Raw genomic sequence first — 21509 nt, forward strand, 5'->3', positions numbered from 1 at the left:
CATGCAGCGCATCTCCGACCCTGGCTCCGCCGCGCTCTACGAAGAGCGCTCCCCCGTCGACGAGCTCGTCGACGCCGCCCCCGCGCGCCTCGACGAGGCGCCGCCGGAGCCTTTCGCGGGCCTCCGCCCCGGCGAGGTGATCGTCGGCGAGTGCGTCGACGCGCGGCACCCGACCCTGATCGGCCGCCTCCTCGTCCGCTGGGCGACGCCGCTCGGCCCGCAGGAGCGCTGGCTGCCGTCGCTGCACGGCCTCGCCGTGCGCGCGCACGATCGCGTGCTCGTCTCGCAGCCGTCGAACTGGCCCGAGCCCATCGTGACGGGCGTCGTCGACGGCTTCGCCCTGCGGCCCGAGGCGCCGCGCGCCGAGGCCGCGCGCCTCGAGCTCCACGGCGACGAGGCGCTGCGCGTCGCCACCGCGGACGGTAAGCCGCTCGTCGACGTGTTCGCCTCCGAGACCGGCCCCGTGATCCGGCTCTTGACCGAGGGGATCGACCTCGAGCTGGATGGCGCGCTGCGCGTCAGCGCCAGGAGCATCGATCTCGTGGCCCGGCAAGGCGAGGTGCGGCTGGGCGCGGCCGACGACGTCGTCGTGCAAGGCGAGACTATCCACCTGAACTGATCCCACGACCGGAGCGAGACAAAACACCATGGCAAGCGATCTCACCTTCGCCTGGGAAGGAGCGAACCGCTCCGACGACGGCCCGTGGCACCACCTCCGGGTGCTGGAGCTCCGCGGACGCGAGGCGATCAGCGGGCTCTATGCGTTCGAGATCGACCTCCTGCGCCCGCACCACACGCCGGACGTCGACGCCGCCGATCTCGTGGGGAAGCCCGCCTCGCTGCGGATCGCGACAAAGGACAACCCTCCTTTCCGGCTCATCCACGGCGAGATCTCGGCCGCCGAGGAGCTGGGAGAGGTCCAGCTCGGCGCGCGGTACCGCGTCACGCTCGCGCCGCCGTTCTGGCGCGCGACGATGCTGAAGAAGAGCATCATCTACCTGGAAAAGACGATCCAGCAGATCATCGAGCAGGCGCTCACCCGGACCGCGTGGGGCGCCGGGCTCGTCGCCTCGTCGAACCATCCCGCCGAGGACGACGGCGACGAGAGCGCGTTCCGCCCGGCGAAGGCGACGTTCGCCTGGCGCGTCATCGACATGGGCCGGATCGCCGACGTCACGGCGCGGCCCTACTGCGTGCAATACCAGGAGAGCGACATCGACTTCGTCTCTCGCCTCCTCGAGGAGGAGGGCATCTCGTATCACGTCGAGCACACGAAGGACGAGTGCGTCCTCGTGCTCACCGACAACGACGGCGGCCGCCCGCAGCTCGATCCGGAGCGGCCGCTCGGGCCCGGCATCCTCGGGCGGGAGATCGGCGACGTCCGGATGGGGAGCCGCGTCCGGCCGACGTCGGTCGTCCTGAGCGACTTCAGCTGGCGCAAGCCGCAGCTCGATCTGCTCGCGGCCGCGCCGGCCGGCGCCACGGACGCCGCGGTGTACGAGCACCCCGGCCGCTACGAGGAATCGAAGGAGACAGGCGAGCGCCTGGCAGAGCAGCGGGCGCAGCGCCTCGCCACCGAGCGGACGTGGGCGGCGGCGCGCGGGGCGTGCCGGCTGCTCGGCGCCGGGACGCTGTTCACGCTCGAGCACCCGACCTCGAAATGGAACGGGTCCTATCTCGTCACAGCGATCGAGCACCTCGCGCACGAGCGAGGCCACTTCGCCGCCGCCGCCGGCGAGCAGGAGCCCTACCGCTGCCAGTTCGAAGCCATCCGGTGCGGCCGGAGCGGGGAGGAGGCCGCGTCGCGCTTCGTCCCGGCCCGGACCACGCCGCGGCCGCGCATCCACGGCAGCCAGACGGCGGTCGTCACCGCGGAGCCGTCCGATCCGGAGGCCGAGATCAACGTCGGCGGGCCGTCGGCCATCGGCTGCGTGCGCGTGCGCTTCCACTGGGACATCGACGTGGGCCGTCACGAGAAGGAGGCGACCTCGTGCTGGGTGCGCGTGAGCCAGATGTTCGCCGGCGGGCGCGGGCACGGCGCGATCTGGCACCCGCGCGTCGGCGACGAGGTGGTCGTCGACTTCCTCGAAGGCGACCCCGACCGGCCGCTGATCACCGGGCGCGTTTACAACGGGATCAACCTCCCGCCGGAGAACGCGACGAAGCGACCCACGTACAGCGCGATCAAGAGCTACACGAGCCCGTTCAACGGCAACTACAACCAGCTGTCGTTCGAGGACGCCCAGGGCGAGGAGGAGATTGGCCTGCACGCGGCGCGCGATCTGACGACCGAGGTCACGCGCAACGCGAGCAGGACCGTCGGCGTCGATGACGCGACCGCGGTGGGCGGCGACCAGAGCACTCAGGTGGCCGGATCCCAGTCGACGAGCGCGGGATCCATCACGCAGAGCGCCGCGACCACCGTCGGGATCCACTCCGGCGCCGAGATGACGCTCTCGGCCGGGACGAGGTTCACCGGATCGGCCGGAGACAACATGTCGCTCGGCGCGGGCGGCAACACCACCGTCACGGCCGGGTCTCATCTGTCGCTGGGCGCGCCGGTCATCGAGATCACGGGCGAAGGGAACATCAGCGTGGACGCGCCCTGGATCGACATCAAGGGAGGCCCGAAGCTCCGGGCCGGAGCCGCGCTCGTCGAGGTCAACGGCGCCGCGACGGTCCTGATCAACGGCGGCAGCTCGATCTCGATCAAGGGCGGCACGGTCAACGTCTCCGGAGGGACGGTCAACGTCTCCGGCGACGGGACCGTGACCATCAAGGGCGCGGTCGTGAACCTCAACAGCTGAGCGGCTGGAGCGAGCGGACGCGCCGCGGGGGGCGCGCCGGAGGAAGCAGGACCATGGCAAGAGACGCATCGCAGCCGCCCGGAGGCAGAGACGCATCGCGGCCGCCCGGAACGACGCCGGCCGATCTCGCCGGGACGACGCGCGGAGGGATGACCCTCGAGCGGTACGGGCTGGTCTCCGCGCACCTGGGCCGCTTCCCGCGGTCCGCCAAGGCCGAGGTCCTCGCCCGCCTGGAGATCGCGGACCGGGACTGGGACGACGCGGTGTGCGGGTGGACCGATGCGCTCGCCGACGAGTGCGCCGACGGCGGCGACGCGCTGTCGAACCGCTTCTGTCAGGCCTTCGCCGCCGCCGAGGCGCGCCTCAAGCGCGAGCAGCCCGCGCTCGCGTCGCTCGGCCCGCTGCCGCCGGAGAGACGCCCGCCGCCGCACGAGCCATCCGACGGGCCCGCAGCGCTCGAGACCACAGCCCCCGCGGCGCGGCCGGTACCGGCGATCGTCCCGGCGGGAATGCGGCACTTCACGAGCCTGCGGGAGACCGTCGAGGCCTCGACGGCCGCGCCGCGTGGGCCGACGCTCCCGTTCGCGCCGCGCGCGGCGGGGGGACCGGGCACGGTCGACGATCGCGCCGCATCGCTGGCGGCGAGCGGCCGGGCAGCGCCGTCTCCAGCCCGACCGGCGGCCCCGCCCGGGGGTGGAACCGCCGACCTGTCGACCGCGCTCGCCTCGGCGCTCGGCAGGCGCAATCCGCTGCCCTTCAACGCAGCGCGGGCGGGCGCGTCACAGGCCAAAAGGACGGCTGGCCCTGCGGTGCTGTCGCTGGAGCAGCATGCGTCGATGTGCGCCGAGATCGCGATCGCCCCCCGAAACACGGCCGAGATCCTCACGCGTTACGGGCTCACGGAGGCGACGCGACCCGAGGTGGATGAGCACTGGCGAGCACGGATCGCGGCGGAGCCAGGGATGGGAGAGGCGTGGCAGCGCGCCTATGTTCTCTACCGGGACTGGTTGCTCGGCGTGGGCTCCTGAGCTCGCCCGGGCGATCTGGCCCGCGCCGCGCCGCCGCCGTCAGGCTTGCCAGATCGCCAGCAGCCAGACCGCGACCCCGGCCGCGCACACCGCGAGCCCCGGCGCGGCCCGCGGCCACACCCACTGGCCCGTCACGGTGACCGCGCGCCGCACCACCCAGATGGCGCCCGCTACCCACGCCACGAAGGCCGCCACGAGCGCGACGACCCAGCCGACCCGCGGCGCGTCGTCGCGCGCGAGCGCCGCCATGTGCTCCCGCGCGATCGCGGCCGCAGGCTCGGTCCGGGTGCCCGGCGGGCGCGGCGCGGCCGCCGAGAGCCGGGCGATCGCCGCGTTGGCCTGCTCCAGGTCCTCCGCGTGCGGCGTCGTGAGCCACCGCGTCTCCAGGGCGGCCGTGCGCACCGCGCGCCAGGCGAAGAGCGCCGTGTCGGCCTGGCCGAGGCCCTCCGCCGCCGTCGCGAGCGCGATCAGCCGCTCGTAGGCCACGCGGACGTGCGGGGCGCCGGGGGCGTACCAGCCCGCCGCCCGCCGGGCGTGGAGCGCCGCCGCGTGCGGATCGCCGGCGCGCAGGGCGGCCGTGCTCTCGGCGATCTCCCCCTCGCCCGCGACCACCACGCGCAGCGACGCCGCGCCGAGCAGGAAGCCGGCGACAGCGAAGCCGCGCGCGACGCCGAGCACGACCGAAAGCTTCACAGAAAGTCGCGCTTCTTGAAGACGAACGCCGCCACCGCCAGGAGGCCGAGCACCCAGCCGGCGCACGTGATCGCCGCCCAGCCGAGGTACACAAGGAGGTTCGCGTCGACGACCTCGCCCGCGAGCAACGGGCGGGGCGGCACGTAGATCTGCAAGTTGGGGACGACCCTGGAGAGGGCGCGCCCCGCGGCGCTGATCTGAGGGCCGAAGTACTTCACCGGCAGCCGGCCGAGCGAGTCGGCGTTGCGCCCCACGAGGAAGACGCCCAGCGTGAGCAAGGAGGACAGGAACGGCGTCGAGAACGACGAGAACAGCGTGGCCACGGCCGCGACGATGCCGATTTCGAGGAACGCGAGCGCGCTGCCGGCGAGGACGATCCGCCGCTCCGTGGGGACGCCGGCCGAGAGGAGCACGCCGAGGACGAGGAAGACCGCCGACCACGGGATGAACCCGTACGTGCGCACCCGCGGAGAACGCCACGCCGCGAGGCCGAGCACCGCGAGCGAGGCGGCCCCGGCGCCCGCGACGAGCGCGAGCGGACGGCCGGCCAGGACGGCGCTGATCAGCAGCACCAGCCCGGTGTCGGCCAGGATGAACACCGCGAGCGTGAGCAACGTGCCGAGGTACTTGCCGACGAGGTACTCGCCGCGACGGACCGGGCGCGCCAGGATCGGGAAGATCGTCTTCTGCTCGAGCTCGCGGTACAGCGACGTCGCGCCGATGATGACCGCGACCGCGATGCTGAACAGCGAGATCGACGCGACGCCGAGGTCGCTGACGACGCGCGCCCCGTTGCGGAGCGTGTAGGCGCCCACGATGATCGAGTAGAAAGCGACCGCGAAGGCGACGCCCGCGAGGCCGATGAGGATGCGCGCACGAAGCGATTCCCGGTAGGTGTTGAGGGCGATCGCGGAGATGCGGCCGAACATCGGGGCGACGTTAGCAAGGGTGAGGGGGAGCTTGCAAAGGGCCGCGGGTCAGGGTTCGACCTCGTCGACGGCGTCGACGACCCTCACGTCGAGGAACCACAGGCCATGCGCCAGCGCGTGGCCGTCGATCTGGAGGTAATAGACGCCCGGATCGAGCACGAGATCGAGGAAGCTGCGCTGGGGGTCCGTACCGATGGTGCAGGAAAGCGGCATTTCGGTGCCGGGGCAGTCCGGGCCGCGGCGGACCGAGAGCAGCGTCTCGTAGGCCGAGCCGGCCATGTCGAGCACGACCCGCCTGCGCGCGGTGAGCGTGAGCTTCAGGAGCTGGTCCCGGGCGCCGCGATCGTCGGTGCCGGCGCGGTCGCAGCCCGCGTCGAAGTCCGCGGCGGCGTTGGTCGTGTTGCCCTGGAAGAAGCCGCCCGCCTCCGGGATCTCCAGCGCGCCCTCGCAGGCGTCGGAGAAGGGGACCAGGGTGGGCGGCGCCGCCGGCCGGACGAAGGCCGTCACGCTCACGGGCTGGCCGAGCTGCGCCTCCGCCACGACGCGGTACGAGCCCGGAGCGACGCCGCGCCGCGCGCTCCGGAGCGGGCTGACGTCGCCCTCGCCGCACGCGAGCCGGTCGTCCGCGCCGCCGCACGCCGGCAAGGACAGGGCGATCGAGCCGGTGTCGCCCGCCGACAGCCGCTCGACGAGGAGCACGTCGGACGCGACCGGCAGCTCGAGCGCGTACACGGCGTCGACGGCCGACGGGCCGCAGCCGAGATCGACGTCGTCCTGGTGGCCGAGCAGCGAGACCGAGGCCGTCCGGTTCGGCGCGAGCACGGCCGCCTCCGCGCAGGCCTCGTCCGGCGGCGGATCGGTCGGCGGCGCGAGCTCCAGCGTGACGAGCGCCGAGGTGGGGGCCGTCGCGGAGACCGCGACGGCGTAGACCCCCGCGGGCAGCGCGCGCCGGAAGAGGTGCGGCGCCGCCGCCGTCTGGCAGGTGAGCTCGTCCTCGGGCAGCGCGCACGCCGCGGACCGCAGCGAGAGCGAGGGCTCGCCGTCGCCGTCGGTCGAGATCGCGTAGAGGTCGACGTCCCGGGGCTCCATGAGCTCGAACGTGTAGACGAGCTCCCCGAGGTCGGTCTCGCACGCGGTCCCGAGATCCCGGGCGGCGTCGAGGATCGTCGCCAGGACCGGCGCGCCCGGCTCGAGGAGCGCCGCGGTGCCGCACGTCTCGTTCTCGGGCGCCGGCGAGGGCGGCAAGAAGGCGACGTCGAGGACGACCGGCGCGCCCTCCGCGGTCGTCACGTAGACCGGCAGCGCGGTCGCCCGCTCCGGATCGCCGAGGCCGCGGCCCCGGAGCTTCGCGAGCTTGCCGCCGTCGGCGCCGGGGAACGGGCGCCCGCACGCGAGCTCCGTCGCGGCGTCGCCGCACTGGCCGGCGAGCGTCACGGCGACGTCGGTGCCCTCCGTCCGCGCGGTCACCTGCACGTCGACCGGCGGCCCCGGCGGCAGGAGCACCGCGGCCACGACGTCGCGCGTGCTCATCGGACGGGGCAGGCCGCACGAGCTCGCGTAGTGGAAGCCAGCGCCCGCGGTCGTCATCGCGTACGAGCCCGGCGCCGAGATCTCCAGCGCGTCGGCGCACGTGTCGTGCTCCGGCGACACGCAGTCGTCCTCGTCGGCGCTCCCGTCGCAGTCGTCGTCCCGGTCGTTCCCGCAGACCTCGGGCTGCGACGAGGACACCGCGGGATCGGCGTCGTCGCAGTCGCCCCCGCCGCAGTGCGCGTCGGGATCGCCGTCGAGGTCGGCGTCGCGCGGCGCGCTCGAGCACGCCCTGGTCGGCTCATCGCAGGCGTCGATCGTGCAGGTGCTCCCGTCGCCGCAAGCGATGGGCTCGCCGGGCAAGCAGCCGAGGCGCGGGTTGCAGCGCTCGACGCCGTCGCAGTGGACGCCGTTCTGGCACGCGCTGTCGTCCGGCGTGAAGCGGCACCGGCCTGCGGAGGTGTCACAGGCGTCGAAGGTGCAGGGAAATCCGTCCTCGCACTGGTCGTCGTCGACGCACGGGCCGCCGAGCGTCGGGTCCGCAGGAGCCAGCTCGCCGCCTGCGCCGCCCGCGCCGCCCTCGCCGCCGGCCCCGCCCGCTCCGCCCGCCGACGGGAAGGGGCTCGGGGCGCTCGAGCCGCAGGCAGCGCCCGCCAGCGCCGCCGTCGCGGCGGCGCCACAGAGGAGAGCAAGACGCGTCAAGGAGGAAGAAGAGCGAGTCCGCATCGAACGAGGTGAGCGGCAATGAGCGTAGCAGGGCACCGCCACGTCTGGCATCATGTCGCGCGATTCCGCGGAGGCGTGGCGGATAGAGGGAAAACCAGGGTGACCAGCGACAGATTGACCCGACCCGAGCTGACGTGGCTGCTGGCCCAGGAGGCGCGCAGCGCCGCCCAGAAGCTCCGCCAGGGCGTGGGGATGATCGCGACCGAGACCTCGCCGCCACCGACTCCATCGCCGGACGACAGCGCGGGCGGCGTGGAGAGCACGCTCAACCGGCTCGACGAGGCCGTGACCATGCTCGCCTCGCTCCACGGCCGGCCCATGCCCCGCGGGCGGCGCGGCCGCGTCGACCTGACCGCCCTGCTCTGGGAGGTCGCGCCCGAGGCGCGCGTGCAGATCGAGATGGGCGAAGGGACGACGGTGTTCGGCGACGAGACCGAGCTCCGGCGGATGCTCCAGGTGCTCATCGCCCAGGGCGGCGATCCCACGAGCCAGACCGGGGCGCCCGAGGTGAGCATCCAGCGCGTCGGCGCCGAGGTGAGCGTGCGGGTCAACCTCGGGCCGGAGACGCCCGTGAACTGCGAGACCGAGCGGGTGTGGCTGTCGCGGATGGCGCTGCGCTACGGCGGCCGGATGGAGCTCGACGGGCTGATGCAGACGCTGACCTTGCCCGCCGAGGTCGACCTCCAGCGCCTCGAGCTCGAGAGCCTGAAGAAGGAGCTCGCCGCGGCGCAGGCGCAGGGCGAGGCCTACGCGCGCGAGCTCGCCGCGGTCTTCTCGCGGGTCGAGGGCGAGCGCGAGCGGGGGTCGCTGGCCGGCGCCGTGTCGCGGCTGAGCGGCAGCGATCCGGTGTCGCACCTGCCGCCGAGCGGCGACAGCCTCGCGGTGCTCGTGGCCGCGGTGCGGGTGCTCGGGACCCAGCTGCGCGGCATCCTGTCGGCGATCGGGCGGGACATCGCGCCGCTCCGGTCGCACGGCGGCGACGCCGGAGAGACGGCGTCCTCGGTGGGGCGCCACGTGACGGCGGCATCCGAAATCGTGAGTGATCTCGCCAGGTTGGGCTCGTGCCCGCTCCACGAGTTCCCGCGCCACTGCGACGTCGCCGACGTGCTGCGCGACGTGGTGAAGGACGACCTCGCGCGCGCGGCCCGCCACGACGTGCGCGTGGTGGTCGAGGCGCCGGAGACGGCGCAGGAGGTGGTGCCGCAGGGCGCGCTCACGGTGCTGCTGCACGCGCTGCTCGATCACGCCATCAGCGCGTCCCCGCCGGGCAGCGAGGTGGTCGTCACCCTCGTCGAGGGGCCGGGCGGGGTCGAGATCACGTTCGACGACGCGGGGCCGCCGCTGCCGGCGGCGGCGCGGAGCGTGGTGCTGAGCCGCGACTTCGAGGCGGTCGCGCAGGGGAGGCCGCCGGCGGTGCCGCTCATCGCGGCGCACGCGATCGCGGCGCACACGAGCTACGGGCTCGTCATCGAGGACGGGCCGCGGGGGGAGACGCGGGTGCGGCTCACGATCCCGAGGGCGGGCTAGCTCCAGGCTCCTCGGACCGACGGTCCGAGATATCGAGGCGGATGGCGTCGCCTCCGTGTTCGCTCGGCCCGGGACGGGCCCAGGTCAATACCGGGCTCGTGGAGAGCGGGCCGTCATCTGAGGAACGATGTCGACGGGAAGTCGACGTCGATGTTGAGCTCAGCGCCCCTCACGATGTCGATCTCCTCCAGCGGCAGCGTCGTGGTGACAGGGCGGTCGTCGCCCCGCGCCACGAGCGTCGCATAAGCCTTGTAGTCGTCGGGCGGAAGATCCACCGTCAGGATGAAGTCCTCGCAGCGCGCATACTCCCTCGCCACCTCGCGGCTGCCACGGTAGATGATCAGCTCGAAATCGGCGCCGCCACGGCTATGCCGGTCGCAGGCCCGCGCCTCGCTCTGGCGGCTCACCGTCCACTGCACCGTCAGGCTCCCCACGTCCGGCCGGGGCCGGGGCCGGGGCCGGACATCGTCTCGCACATCGAAGACGCACCCCAGGGCCAGAAAGCTCGACAGCGCGAGCCCGCAGAGGGGATAGACGCTCTTCTCCTGATTCATCCTCAAACCCGTCCTTTCACAGCTGCACCCTCGTCAACGCGGCGTGTAATGACGGCGCCCCCGCTCGCGCGGATAGCTCAGCTCACGCTCCGGCACGTACCGCGGTGACGCCCGGAACGTCTGCCGGTAACGCCTGAGCTCCGGCGGCTCCCTCTCGAAGATGACCCAGCCCTGGTTCGTCGGGTAATACCACTGGCCATCGACCAGATACGCATAGGTGCCACGGAAGAAGACGCGCGGATGGGCCGCGATCTCCACCGGGACGATCTCGGCGCGCGCCGCCGGGTAGCCGGACACGACAAACCCCTCGGTCGCGATCGTGCCCAGACATCCCATGAGCAGCGAGGCGCCGGCCGCGAGCGCGAGCGGCGCGAGCGCGGACCTCATCATCGCGAGACACCTGGGCCGCCTTCGCACGGGCGAAGTCACGTTGTTGCTCTGCTTCACGTCATTGCTCCTCGGACCGTAGCTCAGCAACGCGAGTGCCAGCGCGACTCGGCATCTCGGGCGACCGGCGATCAGCGGGGCGCGCCGAGCGCGCCGGCGAGCGCGAGCGCGCGCTGGATCTCCGCCGACGTCACGAGGCCTATCACGTGCTCCCCCTCGTCGAGCACCGCGACCGCGCTCGCCTCGCCGCTCGCCAGCGCGTCGAACGAGCGGGACGCGTCGTCGCCGGCGCGCGCCCTCGGCACATTGACGGACATCACGGCGCCGACCGTCTCCGGCGCGACGCCGCGCCCGAGCTTTTGCGCGAGATCCCAGACCGTGACGACGCCGATCTCCCGGCGCCCCTCGCCTCCCCGGGGATCGTCGATGACCCGCGCGCCGACGAGGTTGTGACGCAGGAGCCGCTCGGCCACCGCGCGAGGGCTCTCGTCCGCATACGCGTCGCCGAGCCGATCGGTCATCAAACGCAGGACCGGAATGCCGCGGAGGAGATCGTGCGTGCTCGAGCGCACCTGCTCGGCCGAGGCGCCCATGTAGACGAACGCGGCGATGAGCACCAGGATGACGTTCCACGAGAGCAGGCCGAAGAGCCCGAAGACCACCGCCATCATCTTGCCGATCGTTGTCGCGACGCGCGTCGCGCGCGCCCGCCCGATGCGGCGGAGCAGCAGCCCCCTCAGCACCCGGCCGCCATCCATCGGGAACGCCGGCAGCAGGTTGAACGCGCCGAGGACCGCGTTCATGATCGCGAAGGCCAGGAGCGCCACGCTGACCTCCGCCGGCGCAGGGAGCAGGCGATAGGCGCCGTAGCTGCCGAGCGCGATGCCGAAGCTCATCAGCGGCCCGGCGAACGCCATCCACGCCTCGTGCTCGGGATCGTCGCGCTCCATCAGCGAGACGCCGCCCAGCATCATCAGCGTGATCGAGCGCACCCGGATCCCGTTCTTGAGCGCGACGAGCGAGTGGGCCAGCTCGTGCGCCAGCACGGCGACGAACAGGCCGACCGCCAGGATCGCCCCCCAGGCGAGCGGCGGCAGGCGCAGCGCCTCGCGCGGGATCTCGAGCGACGCCGCGATGAAAGAGAACTGCGACGCCGCCACGTACGCGACGAACGGCAGGAAAATCAGCAAGGAGATGTGCAGCCGGATCGGGATTCCTCGGATGCGCAGGACTGTCAGCCCCTGATCGAACATATGCCTCCTGATCGCGGGTACAGATCGCGGGTACAGATGGGGCCGACAAGCACCTTCGCAAGCCGCCGAGACGGCGCCGGCGCATGGAAATCAGGGCCTCTTCGCAGATGCGCCGCGCAATGCAGAGGCGCACGCAGCGCCTGGACGGACTCCAGCGCGCGTCCGTCCCAGGCGGGACTCGGCGCGAGGAGCACGCATTCGAGGGCGTAGCGCAGCGCGGCGCCCCCGCCGGCCGCGGATTGGCGTAGCTTGGTGTGACCGAGGTCGTCATGCGCCAGCGTGTCCCCGATGCATTGATGGCAGCGAGCACCAAAGAGCTCACGAGGGTCGAGCTCACGGTCCTTGAATCATCGCTCTCGGGCGGCGTGCCCAGGGACCTCACAGGCCATGTGTTCGCGATCGGTCCGGTCGGCTCGGTGGACGGCGGGCTGCCCAGGGCGGACGGCGCGCCGATCCTCAATGGGAATGGGATGATCTATCGGCTCGACTTCGGCGGCGGCAGCGCGGTCCGGCTGACCTCGAGACTGGCGCGACCCCCCTGCCATGACGCGGACGCCGCCTCGCGCCCCGGCACGCGCTTCGAGGCGCTCGGCTTCCGCGACGCGGGGCTGCTCCGCTTCTCGCCCCACCTCGGCCTGCGCAACCACCTCAATCACGCGTTCGTGCCGATGCACGCGCCCCGCGCGCCCGCGCGCCTCCTCGTCACGGGCGACACGGGGAGGCCCTACGAGATCGACCCGGCGACGCTCGAGCTCGTCACGCCGGTCGGGCGCAACAGCACGTGGTACCCGGCGGCGCCCGTCGATCACCCCTTTCCGATGACGCTGGCGACCGCGCATCCGTGCTTCGACGCGGAGCGGGGTGAGCTCCTCACCGTCAACTACGGCCGCTCGCTCCTCCACCTGTTCGCCGCGTCGCTGCCGCGGCTCGACGAGCTCGCCGCGCTGCCGCGCTCCTGGGATCGGCTCGCGTCGGCGGCCGCGTCGATGATCGAGCAGCAGCTGCTCCGGCCGAGCGCGGATCGGCTCGAGCTCTTCGCGAAGCGCGCGCTCGAGCTCCTGCCCGCGCGCTTCCGCCCGAGCGCGCCGCCCGGCCCGGGCGACCTCCTCGCGCGGCAGGCGGCGCGCTTCGGCGGGGTCCCGCTCGACGAGGCGGCGGGCGACTTCGTTCACCTCCTGCGGTGGGACGGCCACAACGAGCCGGAGCGGCACGCGCTCGTCCTGCCGGGCGGCGCGCCGGTGCGCATCGAGCAGAGCGTGCACCAGCTCGGGCTGACGCGGCGCTGGGTCGTGCTGGCGGACACGGCCTTCCGGATCGGGCTGGAGAGCGTGGCCTGTCAGAGCCCGGGGGAGGGCCCCGGGGTCGATCGCCTCCTCCGGTCGCTGCTCACGATGCCCCACGAGCCGAGCACGACGTTCTACCTGGTCCGGCGGGACGCGCTCCGGCCGGGCGGCGGACCCGTCGTCGTGAAGAAGGTCGTCGTCCCGCAGGAGACGCTCCATTTCCTCGTCGACTACGAGGACGCGGGCGACCGCATCACCGTGCACGCGGCGCACAACTGCGCGACCGACCACGCCGAGTGGCTCCGGCCCTACGACCGGCACGCGGCCGACAGGACGCCGGCGCCGCCGCGGCTCCGCGGGCTATTTCCGCCCGGGCAGGCGGACGTGAACCGCCTCGGCCGGTACACCCTCGACGCGGCGGCCGAGCGCGTCGTGGATCAGGCGGTGTTCGCCGATCCTGCGCGGGCGCTCGGCGTCGGCCTCTACGCGTACCGGGAGGCGGGCCCGTCGTGGATGCCGCCCGATCGCATCGAGAACGTCTACTGGCGCGGCTGCGGGATCTGGGACGAGCTCTCGACCGAGTTCATCGACCGGCTCTACGCGGCGCACCCGCACAGGTCGCTGCCGCTGGCGACGCTCCGGCGGATGCGCGCGGAAGGCGGGCATCCCGACAGCCTGTTCCGGTTCAACCACCGCGCGATGCGGATCGAGGATCGCTACGAGTTCCCGCAGCGCGCCGTGGGGTGCTGGCTCAGCTCGCTGCAGTTCGTGCCGCGGCGCGGCGGCAGCGGGGCGGACACGGACGGGTACGTGGTCGCGCTCGTCACGACGCCGCAGCGCGCCGAGGTCTGGATCTTCGACGCGGCGAACCTGGCGCGGGGGCCGCTCTGCAAGCTGGGGCACCCGGCCTTCCGGCCGGGGCTCACCCTCCACATGGCGTGGCTCAACGCGGCCGCGCCGTGGAGAGCCGGATACAAGGTGCCGGTGCGCGAGGATTACGAGGATTTCGTGGCCGAGGCCCCGCTCGACAAGGTGAAGGCGCTGTTCGAGGAGGCGGTCTATCCGCGGTTCGCCTGAGCCGCCCTTGACGCGTTGACGCCGTTCACCGCCTGCCGCCCGGGAGGTTACGTTCTTTCTGCGCCCTGGGCGGGCTGCCGCGGACACGCGACCGGGCCGGAAGCGCGGGCGCGCGAACGGAAGCGCGCGACGACGCGAACCGAGGGCGCCGCGACGCCGGTGCGATGATGTCGCGGAGGGAACGAGAGTGACGACGGCGGACCGTTCCGACCGGGGTCGAGGCTTCCGCTCTCACGTGCGAACGGATGCACAAACGTGTCGGAACGCCCGGCGCTGAGCAGGCAGGGCGCAGCGCGCACGTCTCCCTCGGACGGCGCGATCGATTGCGTCGGCGCTGCGCGGAGCCCGTGGTTTCTCTGGGTACGGCGGGAGGCTCCACCTATTTTGAGAACACCTGCGCTCGCCGCGGCCGCTGCGCGCGACCGCGTCACGGCGCGCAATCGCGGTGCGCGGCGCGCCTCGACCGGGCCCACCGGGATCGAATCGTGGAGAACTACAAAGGGCGCGCAGATCCGAGGAGCGCCTAATTCGCGAACGCCATCCGTGAAATCACGCGATGTCGAAGCGGCAGCCTCTGCACAGAGGCGCGAGGCACACAGCCTGCTCTGGGGTGAGTCAAGGTGTTCGGGGCCGCGAGGCTCAACACGGACACCGGGGAGGACCAATGATCTCGATTCACGGCAAGATGATGGGTTTCGCGATGGTGCTGGCGCTCGGGGCCGGGTGCGCGGTCGGCGCCGATGAGGAGTTCGACCTGGATGAGGAGAGCGTCGACACCACGAGCGAGGCGCTGGAAGAGGCCGAGCGCGGCGGGTACGCGTCGCAATCGCAGTCGCAGGTCGGCCAGATGGGGCCCAGCAAGCTCGGTCTGCCCCCGAGCAAGGGTCTGCCCTCGAAGGCTGGCCCGATGCTCCCCGGCAAGGGGCCCAGCAAGGGCGAGCTCCTGCCCAGCAAGGGTGAGTTCCCGACGAAGGGTGCCCTGCCGAGCAAGGGCCTCCCGGGCAAGGGCGGCTACGCCACGCAAGGCCCGTCGCAGCTCAGCCAGGGCGCGGTGGGCCAGGCGTCGGATCTCTCGCAGGCGCAGATCGGGCAGCTCGGCCCCGGCGCGCAGACGCAGATCGGGCAGCTCGGTCCCGGCGCGCAGTCGCAGGTCGGGCAGCTCGGCCCCGGCCCGCAGTCGCAGATCGGACAGGAGGGCGTCGGGCAGACGGGCGGCATGGTGGGGCAGGAGACCGGGCAGCGTGACGGCGCGCGGTGCGGCTTCGGCGGCGGCTTCGGCTGCGGCGGCTTCGGCGGCGGCTTCTGCGGCGGCGGCTTCGGCGGCTTCGGCGGCTGCGGCCTGACGGCGGTCACGACGTCGATCACTAGCGTCATCCCGAGCTTCGGCTTCGGCGGCTTCGGCGGCTGCGGCTTCGGCGGCGGCATCTGCGGCTTCTGATCTCGCTCTGACCGCACCGCGCCGGCCGGCGCCGGAGGCTCCGCCTCTCTGGATCCCTCGACGCCGCTCCGGCCCTCCTCATTCACTGGGCTCCCGAGCGCCGGCAGCCTGGGGTTGGATATCCCAGGCTGCCGGTAGCTGCTCTCTCCCCTCCACCGCTCGCGCAGGAGCCGCCCCACCGCTCGCCGGTGGGGAGCGCGCGAGACCCCGACCCCTTCAGCCGCCCTGACCGAGCGCGCGATCCAGGTAGAACGCCGCGCTGACCAGCCCGAGGTGGGTGAACGCCTGCGGGAAGTTGCCGAGGAGCTCTCCGCTCGGCCCGATCTCCTCGGAGTACAGCCCGAGGTGGTTGGCGTACGTGAGCATCTTCTCGAAGATGAAGCGCGCGTCGTCGAGGCGGCCGGCGCGCGCCAGCGCCTCGACGAGCCAGAAGGTGCAGATGCTGAACGTTCCCTCCTTGCCGGTCAGGCCGTCGCCGGCGCCCTTGCCGAGCTCGTAGCGGTGAACGAGCGTGTCGCTCGCGAGCTCCGCGAGCGTGCGGTCGAGCGTGCCGAGGATGCGCGGGTCGGTGGGAGAGATGAAGCGCATGAGCGACATGAGCAGGTTGCTCGCGTCGAGCGCCTTCGAGCCGAACGACTGCACGAACGTCCTCCGCTCCGCGTCCCAGCCGTGCGTCATGATCGCCTCGTAGATGGCGTCGCGCGTGCGCGCGACGCGCGGGCGATCGAGCGGCAGCGAGCGCTTGTCGGCGAGCCGCAGGGTCCGGTCGAGGGCGACCCAGCACTGGAGCTTCGAGTAGACGAACTGCCGCCTGCCGCCGCGCACCTCCCAGATGCTCTCGTCCGTCTGCTCCCAGTTCTGACACACCCAGGTCGCCATGCGCTGGAGCTCACGCCAGAAGTCGTAGGAGATGGGCGACCCGTACTTGTCGAACAGGTACACCGAGTCGATGAGCTCGCCGTAGATGTCGAGCTGGAGCTGCGCTGTCGCCCCGTTGCCGACCCGGACCGGCCGCGACCCGCGGTAGCCGTCGAGGTGGGTCAGCGCGATCTCGGGCAGCTCGTGGCGCCCCTCGATGCTGTACATGAGCTGGAGCGGCCCGGTGGGGCCGTCCTCCTCGGAGACGCGGGCGCTCAGAAACTCCATGAAGCGCGCGGCCTCCTCGGTGTAGCCGAGCCGGAGAAAGGCGTAGAGGGTGAACGCGGCGTCGCGCACCCAGACGTAGCGGTAGTCCCAGTTGCGGACCCCGCCGATCTCCTCGGGCAGGCTCGTTGTCGCCGCGGCGACGATCGCGCCTGTCGGCTCGAACGTGAGCAGCTTGAGGACGAGGGCCGACCGATCGACCATCTCGCGCCAGCGCCCCTTGTAGCGCGACTTGCCGAGCCACTTCCGCCAGAAGTCGACCGTGCGCCGGAGGGCGTCCTCGCCGTTGATCGGCGTGGAGAGCAGGCCGTCGCTCGCCGTCCAGTCCTCGACCTGGCGCAGCGCGAACGTGGCCGACTCGCCGGGCTGCAGCACGAAGTCGGCGGTCACCCCGCCGGCGCCGTCGCTCGACAGGGGAACCGGGCTGATCAGCGCGAGGTCGAGCCCATCCGAGTCGAAGACGGCGCCGCGCGGATCGTCGAGGAGGAGGCGGTGGGGGCGGCGGGCGAAGTCCATCGCGGGGCGGCAGGCGAGCCGGAAGCGCACCGCGCCGCGGACGGCCCGCGCGACGCGGACGATCTGGTGCATCCCGCGGCGGTAGTCGCCGTACGTGTCCCGGTGGATCGGCATGAAATCGCAGACCTCGCCGACCCCGTCCACGTCGAGGAAGCGCGTGAGCAGCACGTTTGTGTCGGGCATGTACATCTGCTTGCGCGACGTGGCGTGCGCCGCCGCGAGCGCGAAGCTGCCCCCCTGCTTGTCGTCCAGGATGGCCGCGAACACGCTCGGTGAGTCGAAGTGGGGCAGGCAACACCAGTCGATGGAGCCATCCATCCCGACCAGCGCAACAGAGTGCATGTCGCCGATGATGCCGTAGGACTCGATGGGCTTGTAGGGCATCACCTGTTCATAGCGCCCGCCCGGCCGAGAGGAACAGCCCCCCGCCGCCATCGCCCGCGGTTTCTGCCCTCACGATCGCGGCGGCAACCGCGAGAGCTTCCGCTGGAGCGAGCGCCGGTGCATCCTGAGCTTGCGCGCCGCCTCCGAGATGTTCCCCTCGCTGTCGGCGAGCACACGCTGGAGGTACTCCCACTCCACGCGCTCGAGCGACGGCAGGCCCTCGTCGCCGTTCGCCGTCGGGGCGAAGCCGAGCAGCGACCGCGCGCACCGGGCCGCGTCCACCGGCTTGGTCAGGTAATCCACGGCGCCCGCCCGGATCGCCGCCACCGCGTTCGCGATCGTGCCGTACCCCGTGAACACCACGATGCGGATGCCGTCATCCAGGCTCCGCAGCGTCCCCACGAGGTCGATCCCGCTCTGCCCGGGCATCCGGACGTCGACGAGCGCGTACTCGAACACGTGCTCGCGCGCCATCGCCGCGGCCTCCTCCGCGCTGCCGGCGAGGAACACGGCGAACCCGTGCTTGACGAGCGCCTGCCCGAGCGCCGACCGGAAGGTCGCGTCGTCGTCGACGATGAGCAGCGTCGGCTCGCCGGCGGGCTCCGTGCTCACGGGTCCACCGGCGCGAGGCGCAGGGCGACGCGCGTGCCGGCCGGCTGCCTCGCCGACACCGTGAGGCGCCCGCCGACCTGCTCGATGAGCGTCCGCACGAGGTAGAGCCCGAGGCCCATCCCCTCGCCGGGCGCCTTGGTCGTCACGAACGGCTCGCCGAGCCGCCCCTCCAGGCCCGCCGGGACGCCCGCGCCCCCGTCCTCGACGCTGATCACCGGCGCGCCGCCCTCGTCCCCGACGGTGACAACGATCGGCCCCGCGGCCGCGGAGGCCGGCCCGAGCGCCTCCAGCGCGTTGTCGAGCAGGGCGAACAGCGCCGCCTCGATGTCGGCCGCGTCGAGCGGCACCGTGCGCCGCGGCGCGAGGTCGCCGCGCACCTCGACGGCGACGCCGGGGTGCGCCGCCCGCCACGCCTGCACGCCGCGCAGGGCCGCCGCGCCGACCTCGACCCCGGCGCGCAGCTCGTCCGCGCGGACGTCCGCCCGCATGCGCGCGATCACGACGCGGCAGCGCTCGACCTGCTCCGCGATCGTCCGGGCGCGACGCCGCGCGGCGTCGGTCGCCTCCGGGTCGTGGAGGCCCTCCCCGGCGAGCACCGCGATCGTCCCGAGCGGGGTGCCGAGCTCGTGCGCGGTGCCGGCGGCGAGCGCGCCGAGGGCCTGGAAGCGCGAGGCCTCCTCCGCGCGCCGGCGGAGCGCCGCGTTCTCGGCCGCGCTCTCGTCGAGCGCGCGGCGGACCTTGAGCAGCACGTAGGCGACGAGCGACGAGCTCAGGACGAAGGCGAGGAGCATCCCGTAGAGGTGGGCCGAGAAGGCGCCGTGCTCCGGGTGGCTCGGGCAGCACGCGCCGGCGGGGAGCGCGAAGAGCGCCGCGAACAGGCACGCCGCGAGCGCCGCGAGCGCGAAGGTCGTCCGAGGCGGCAGGAGCGCCGCGGCGAGCGCGACGTGCACGAAGAAGAGGGCGCTGAACGGGTTGCCCGCGCCGCCCGACGCGGCGAGGACCCCCGCGATCGCGACGAGGTCGAGGGCCACGACGAAGGCGACGAGCCCGCTCTGCGCGCCCTTCTCGGACCGCACCCGCCGGGCGAGGGCGAGGTTGAGCCCGCCGGCCAGCACGAGGATGGGCACGGCGATGCCGTACCGGACGTGGTAGCCGAACAGCGCCTCGTCGACGATCAGGGTGGCCGCGAGCAGCGCGAACACCGCCCAGCGCAATCCGACGAGCCACCGGAGGACGATCCCGCCCGCCGGCGCCTGATCCAGGGAAGCCTCGCGCGTCACGGCGGAGACTATAGCGCGAAAGCCGGGAGGACCGCGCTCGAGACGGCCTCGCCGAGCGCGACGCCCGCCTTCCCGCCTTCATGTTCAGATGACCCCACCCCCCGCGGCGCCTGCTGCGCTGGAGAGGAGGCGCCTCGCTGCGCCGGCGATGGCGGAGGCATCGATCCCCGCCGCGCGCAGGAGCTCGGCTGGGGTGCCCGAGCCGGGCATCTCCCTCACGGCGAGGTGGACGACGCGCGCGACGACGGGCTCCTCGCCAGCCAGGCTCGCGAGCACGGCGTCGCCCAGGCCGCCCTCGGCCCAGTGATCCTCCACGACGACGACGTTTCCAGCCGTCGCCTGCACCGCCGCGCGGATGCCGGCGGCGTCGATCGGCTTGACGCAATAGGCGTCGACGACTCGAGCGGAGAGCCCGCTCGCCTCGAGCGCTGCGTGGGCCTTCAACGCCTCGTGGACGGTGATGCCGGCGGCGATGATCGTCACGTGATCGTGGGGCCCCTCGCGCAGCACCTTGCTCCCCCCGATGGGAAACGCTTCGGTCGAATCGTACAGGACAGGCGTCTTCTCGCGCGTCGTTCGGAGGTAGACGATGCCCTTCTGGTCGGCCATGGCGGCGACGAGCTGCGCGGTCTGATGAGCGCAGCACGGATAGAGCACGGTGCTCCCGTGGACGGCGCGCATCATGGCCAGATCCTCGAGCCCCATCTGCGACGGACCGTCCTCGCCGATGGATACGCCCGCGTGCGAGCCGCAGAGGCGGATATCGGCCCTCGACACCGCGGCCATCCGGATGAAATCGTAGGCGCGCGTGAGGAAGGCGGCGAACGTCGACGCGAAGGGCGACCAGCGCCGGACGCTCATCCCCACGGCGGCGGCCACCATCTGCTGTTCGCTGATGAACATCTCGAAGTAGCGGTCGGGGTGAGCCTTCGCGAACTCCTCGGCGAAGGTCGAGTTGCTGACCTCGCCGTCCACGGCGACGATGTCCGCGCGCGCAGCGCCGAGCGCCTTGAGCGCGTCGCCGTAGGCTTTCCGCGTCGCGACGCTCGTGGAGCGCTCGTAGACAGGGAGCCTCAGCGGCTCGGTGGCGGGCCGCGGAGCAGGCTGACCCGGCGCCGGCGCCTGGGGCTCGACCACGATGTCGCGCATCCCCCCCAGCTCTTCGATCGCCTTCGCGCACTGCGCCTCGTCGAGCGCCTTCCCGTGCCAGCCGTCCTTGTCCTCGACGAGGGACACGCCTCTTCCCTTCAGCGTGCGCGCGACGATCAGCGCGGGGGCATCCGGCGCGCCGAGGGCTTCGGCATAGGCGCCGGAGATGGCGGAGGGATCGTGGCCGTCGATCTCCAGGGCACGCCAGCCGAACGCGCGGGCACGCGCCGCATAGGCCGCGGAGTTCCAGCCGAGGGGGGTCGGTCCGCGTTGCCCCAGGCGGTTCATGTCGAGGATGGCGATGATGTTGCCGAGCTGATAATGGCGCGCGTGGTCGAAGGCCTCCCAGATGGATCCCTCGGACATCTCGCTGTCGCCGAGCAACACCCAGACACGGTAGGGGATCTTCTCGAGATACTTCCCGGAGAGCGCCATCCCGACGCCGAAGGGGAGCCCCTGACCCAGGGAGCCGGTCGCCACATCGACCCAGGGGAGCGTCGGCACCGGGTGCCCTTCCAGCCGGCTCCCGAAGCGCCGGTAGGACAGGAGCTCCGCGTCGGAGAGGACGCCCGCCGCCTTGAGCATCGCGTAGAGCAGAGGGGAGGCGTGACCCTTCGAGAAGATCACATGATCGTTGTTCGGGTTCTCCGGATGGCTCAGGTCCCAGCGGAGGTGGTCGCAGAGGAGCACCGCCATGAGATCGGCCGCCGACAGGCTGGAGGTCGGGTGACCGGAGCCGGCCCTCGTCGAGGCTCGGAGGCTATCGACGCGAAGCTGCTGAGCGAGCTCACGAGGATCGTGCGCCTGCTCGGCGCCCCTCCGGCGTCGCCCCCCGGTCCGGTCGTCCCCACCGCGCGATCCCTGCTCACGCGGAGGTGCGTCGTGGGGCACGTGGGTCGCTCTCTCGCCGGGCGGCGCGGGCGAGCGGTCCTTCTCGGCCCTCGGCATCTGCGCTCGATCATCGTGCGCAGGGGCCCCCCTGGGGCGGCTCGGCATAGCGTCTCTCAGGGGGCTGCGTACGTGCTTTGGCCGTCTCTTCTCGGACGGCTTGGGGACCTCTTGCGCCATGGCTGCACCTGACCTTGCCGTTTCCTTGCCGTTTTGATGCAAGCAGGGTTGAAGCAATCAGGGTGCCACCGCGTGCGAAGCGTGCATCTGGCTGGCGGGCACGAGCCTGCTCACCGCGGCCGGAGCAC

Annotated in this window: 16 protein-coding genes; 6 read left to right on the plus strand and 10 right to left on the minus strand. The window is 72.6% G+C overall.

Annotated features, from left to right (window positions below; all coding sequences use genetic code 11):
* Position 1 precedes the first annotated feature (1 nt).
* Genes WME75_RS41350 through WME75_RS41360 form a run of 3 tightly spaced genes read left to right on the plus strand, consistent with a single transcriptional unit; the run spans position 2 to position 3835 of the window.
* On the plus strand, positions 2–619 hold the full coding sequence (locus WME75_RS41350; protein WP_437482581.1) for a hypothetical protein: 618 nt from the start codon (positions 2–4) through the stop codon (positions 617–619).
* A gap of 28 nt (positions 620–647) precedes the next feature.
* Complete coding sequence (locus WME75_RS41355; protein ID WP_437482583.1) at positions 648–2807, plus strand: type VI secretion system Vgr family protein; 2160 nt, start codon at positions 648–650, stop codon at positions 2805–2807.
* A gap of 53 nt (positions 2808–2860) precedes the next feature.
* Entirely contained in the window at positions 2861–3835 is a 975-nt protein-coding gene (locus WME75_RS41360; RefSeq protein WP_437482585.1) for a hypothetical protein, read from the plus strand.
* A gap of 39 nt (positions 3836–3874) precedes the next feature.
* On the opposite strand, the gene WME75_RS41365 is transcribed toward WME75_RS41360, so the two are convergent.
* From WME75_RS41365 to WME75_RS41375, 3 genes are read right to left on the minus strand one after another with little or no spacing between them, the layout of a single operon-like run.
* Complete coding sequence (locus WME75_RS41365) at positions 3875–4528, minus strand: hypothetical protein (protein WP_437482587.1); 654 nt, start codon at positions 4526–4528, stop codon at positions 3875–3877.
* Positions 4525–5457, minus strand: a complete 933-nt coding sequence (locus tag WME75_RS41370; RefSeq protein ID WP_437482588.1) for an ABC transporter permease — start codon at positions 5455–5457, stop codon at positions 4525–4527. The genes WME75_RS41365 and WME75_RS41370 overlap by 4 nt, the downstream gene beginning before the upstream one ends.
* A 48-nt stretch (positions 5458–5505) precedes the next feature.
* Entirely contained in the window at positions 5506–7686 is a 2181-nt protein-coding gene (locus tag WME75_RS41375) for a putative metal-binding motif-containing protein (RefSeq protein WP_437482590.1), read from the minus strand.
* 123 nt (positions 7687–7809) lie between these two features.
* Between WME75_RS41375 and WME75_RS41380 the strand changes: the two genes are divergently transcribed.
* Positions 7810–9237 (plus strand): sensor histidine kinase, encoded by a 1428-nt coding sequence (locus tag WME75_RS41380; protein WP_437482592.1) that lies wholly within the window; start codon positions 7810–7812, stop codon positions 9235–9237.
* Positions 9238–9350: 113 nt separating this feature from the next.
* Here WME75_RS41380 and WME75_RS41385 read toward each other — a convergent pair whose 3' ends face one another.
* From WME75_RS41385 to WME75_RS41395, 3 genes are all read right to left on the minus strand, one after another.
* Positions 9351–9791: a hypothetical protein gene (locus tag WME75_RS41385; protein ID WP_437482594.1), complete on the minus strand. Its 441-nt coding sequence runs from the start codon at positions 9789–9791 to the stop codon at positions 9351–9353.
* Positions 9792–9824: 33 nt separating this feature from the next.
* Complete coding sequence (locus WME75_RS41390) at positions 9825–10181, minus strand: hypothetical protein (RefSeq protein WP_437482595.1); 357 nt, start codon at positions 10179–10181, stop codon at positions 9825–9827.
* A 128-nt stretch (positions 10182–10309) separates the two neighbouring features.
* A complete protein-coding gene (locus tag WME75_RS41395) occupies positions 10310–11431 on the minus strand; it encodes a site-2 protease family protein (RefSeq protein ID WP_437482597.1) in 1122 nt (373 codons plus the stop codon).
* 296 nt (positions 11432–11727) lie between these two features.
* Here WME75_RS41395 and WME75_RS41400 point away from each other — a divergent pair, with 296 nt between their 5' ends.
* Both WME75_RS41400 and WME75_RS41405 read left to right on the plus strand, forming a co-directional pair.
* Positions 11728–13791: a carotenoid oxygenase family protein gene (locus tag WME75_RS41400; protein ID WP_437482600.1), complete on the plus strand. Its 2064-nt coding sequence runs from the start codon at positions 11728–11730 to the stop codon at positions 13789–13791.
* A gap of 664 nt (positions 13792–14455) precedes the next feature.
* Complete coding sequence (locus WME75_RS41405) at positions 14456–15229, plus strand: hypothetical protein (protein ID WP_437482603.1); 774 nt, start codon at positions 14456–14458, stop codon at positions 15227–15229.
* A gap of 216 nt (positions 15230–15445) precedes the next feature.
* Here the strand turns inward: WME75_RS41405 and WME75_RS41410 are convergent, their stop codons facing one another.
* The 4 genes from WME75_RS41410 to WME75_RS41425 all read right to left on the minus strand — a co-directional run bounded on the left by WME75_RS41410 (position 15446) and on the right by WME75_RS41425 (position 21261).
* Positions 15446–17272 (minus strand): glycoside hydrolase family 15 protein, encoded by a 1827-nt coding sequence (locus WME75_RS41410; protein WP_437482606.1) that lies wholly within the window; start codon positions 17270–17272, stop codon positions 15446–15448.
* A gap of 69 nt (positions 17273–17341) precedes the next feature.
* A complete protein-coding gene (locus WME75_RS41415; RefSeq protein ID WP_437482607.1) occupies positions 17342–17884 on the minus strand; it encodes a response regulator transcription factor in 543 nt (180 codons plus the stop codon).
* Entirely contained in the window at positions 17881–19164 is a 1284-nt protein-coding gene (locus WME75_RS41420) for a sensor histidine kinase (RefSeq protein ID WP_437482610.1), read from the minus strand. Before WME75_RS41420 ends, WME75_RS41415 begins: the two co-directional genes overlap by 4 nt.
* 84 nt (positions 19165–19248) lie before the next feature.
* Positions 19249–21261: a transketolase gene (locus WME75_RS41425; protein ID WP_437482613.1), complete on the minus strand. Its 2013-nt coding sequence runs from the start codon at positions 21259–21261 to the stop codon at positions 19249–19251.
* Positions 21262–21509 lie beyond the last annotated feature (248 nt).

The sequence above is a fragment of the Sorangium sp. So ce1014 genome, assembly GCF_051521505.1.
Lineage (GTDB): Bacteria > Myxococcota_A > Polyangia > Polyangiales > Polyangiaceae > Sorangium.

Bases quoted from the DNA above. Each gene is read 5' to 3' on its own strand.
- WME75_RS41350 (WP_437482581.1), top strand. From the start codon at position 2: ATGCAGCGCATCTCCGACCCTGGCTCCGCCGCGCTCTACGAAGAGCGC.
- WME75_RS41355 (WP_437482583.1), top strand. From the start codon at position 648: ATGGCAAGCGATCTCACCTTCGCCTGGGAAGGAGCGAACCGCTCCGAC.
- WME75_RS41360 (WP_437482585.1), top strand. From the start codon at position 2,861: ATGGCAAGAGACGCATCGCAGCCGCCCGGAGGCAGAGACGCATCGCGG.
- WME75_RS41370 (WP_437482588.1), bottom strand. From the start codon at position 5,457: ATGTTCGGCCGCATCTCCGCGATCGCCCTCAACACCTACCGGGAATCG.
- WME75_RS41385 (WP_437482594.1), bottom strand. From the start codon at position 9,791: ATGAATCAGGAGAAGAGCGTCTATCCCCTCTGCGGGCTCGCGCTGTCG.
- WME75_RS41390 (WP_437482595.1), bottom strand. From the start codon at position 10,181: ATGATGAGGTCCGCGCTCGCGCCGCTCGCGCTCGCGGCCGGCGCCTCG.
- WME75_RS41395 (WP_437482597.1), bottom strand. From the start codon at position 11,431: ATGTTCGATCAGGGGCTGACAGTCCTGCGCATCCGAGGAATCCCGATC.
- WME75_RS41400 (WP_437482600.1), top strand. From the start codon at position 11,728: ATGGCAGCGAGCACCAAAGAGCTCACGAGGGTCGAGCTCACGGTCCTT.
- WME75_RS41405 (WP_437482603.1), top strand. From the start codon at position 14,456: ATGATCTCGATTCACGGCAAGATGATGGGTTTCGCGATGGTGCTGGCG.
- WME75_RS41410 (WP_437482606.1), bottom strand. From the start codon at position 17,272: ATGCCCTACAAGCCCATCGAGTCCTACGGCATCATCGGCGACATGCAC.
- WME75_RS41425 (WP_437482613.1), bottom strand. From the start codon at position 21,261: ATGCCGAGGGCCGAGAAGGACCGCTCGCCCGCGCCGCCCGGCGAGAGA.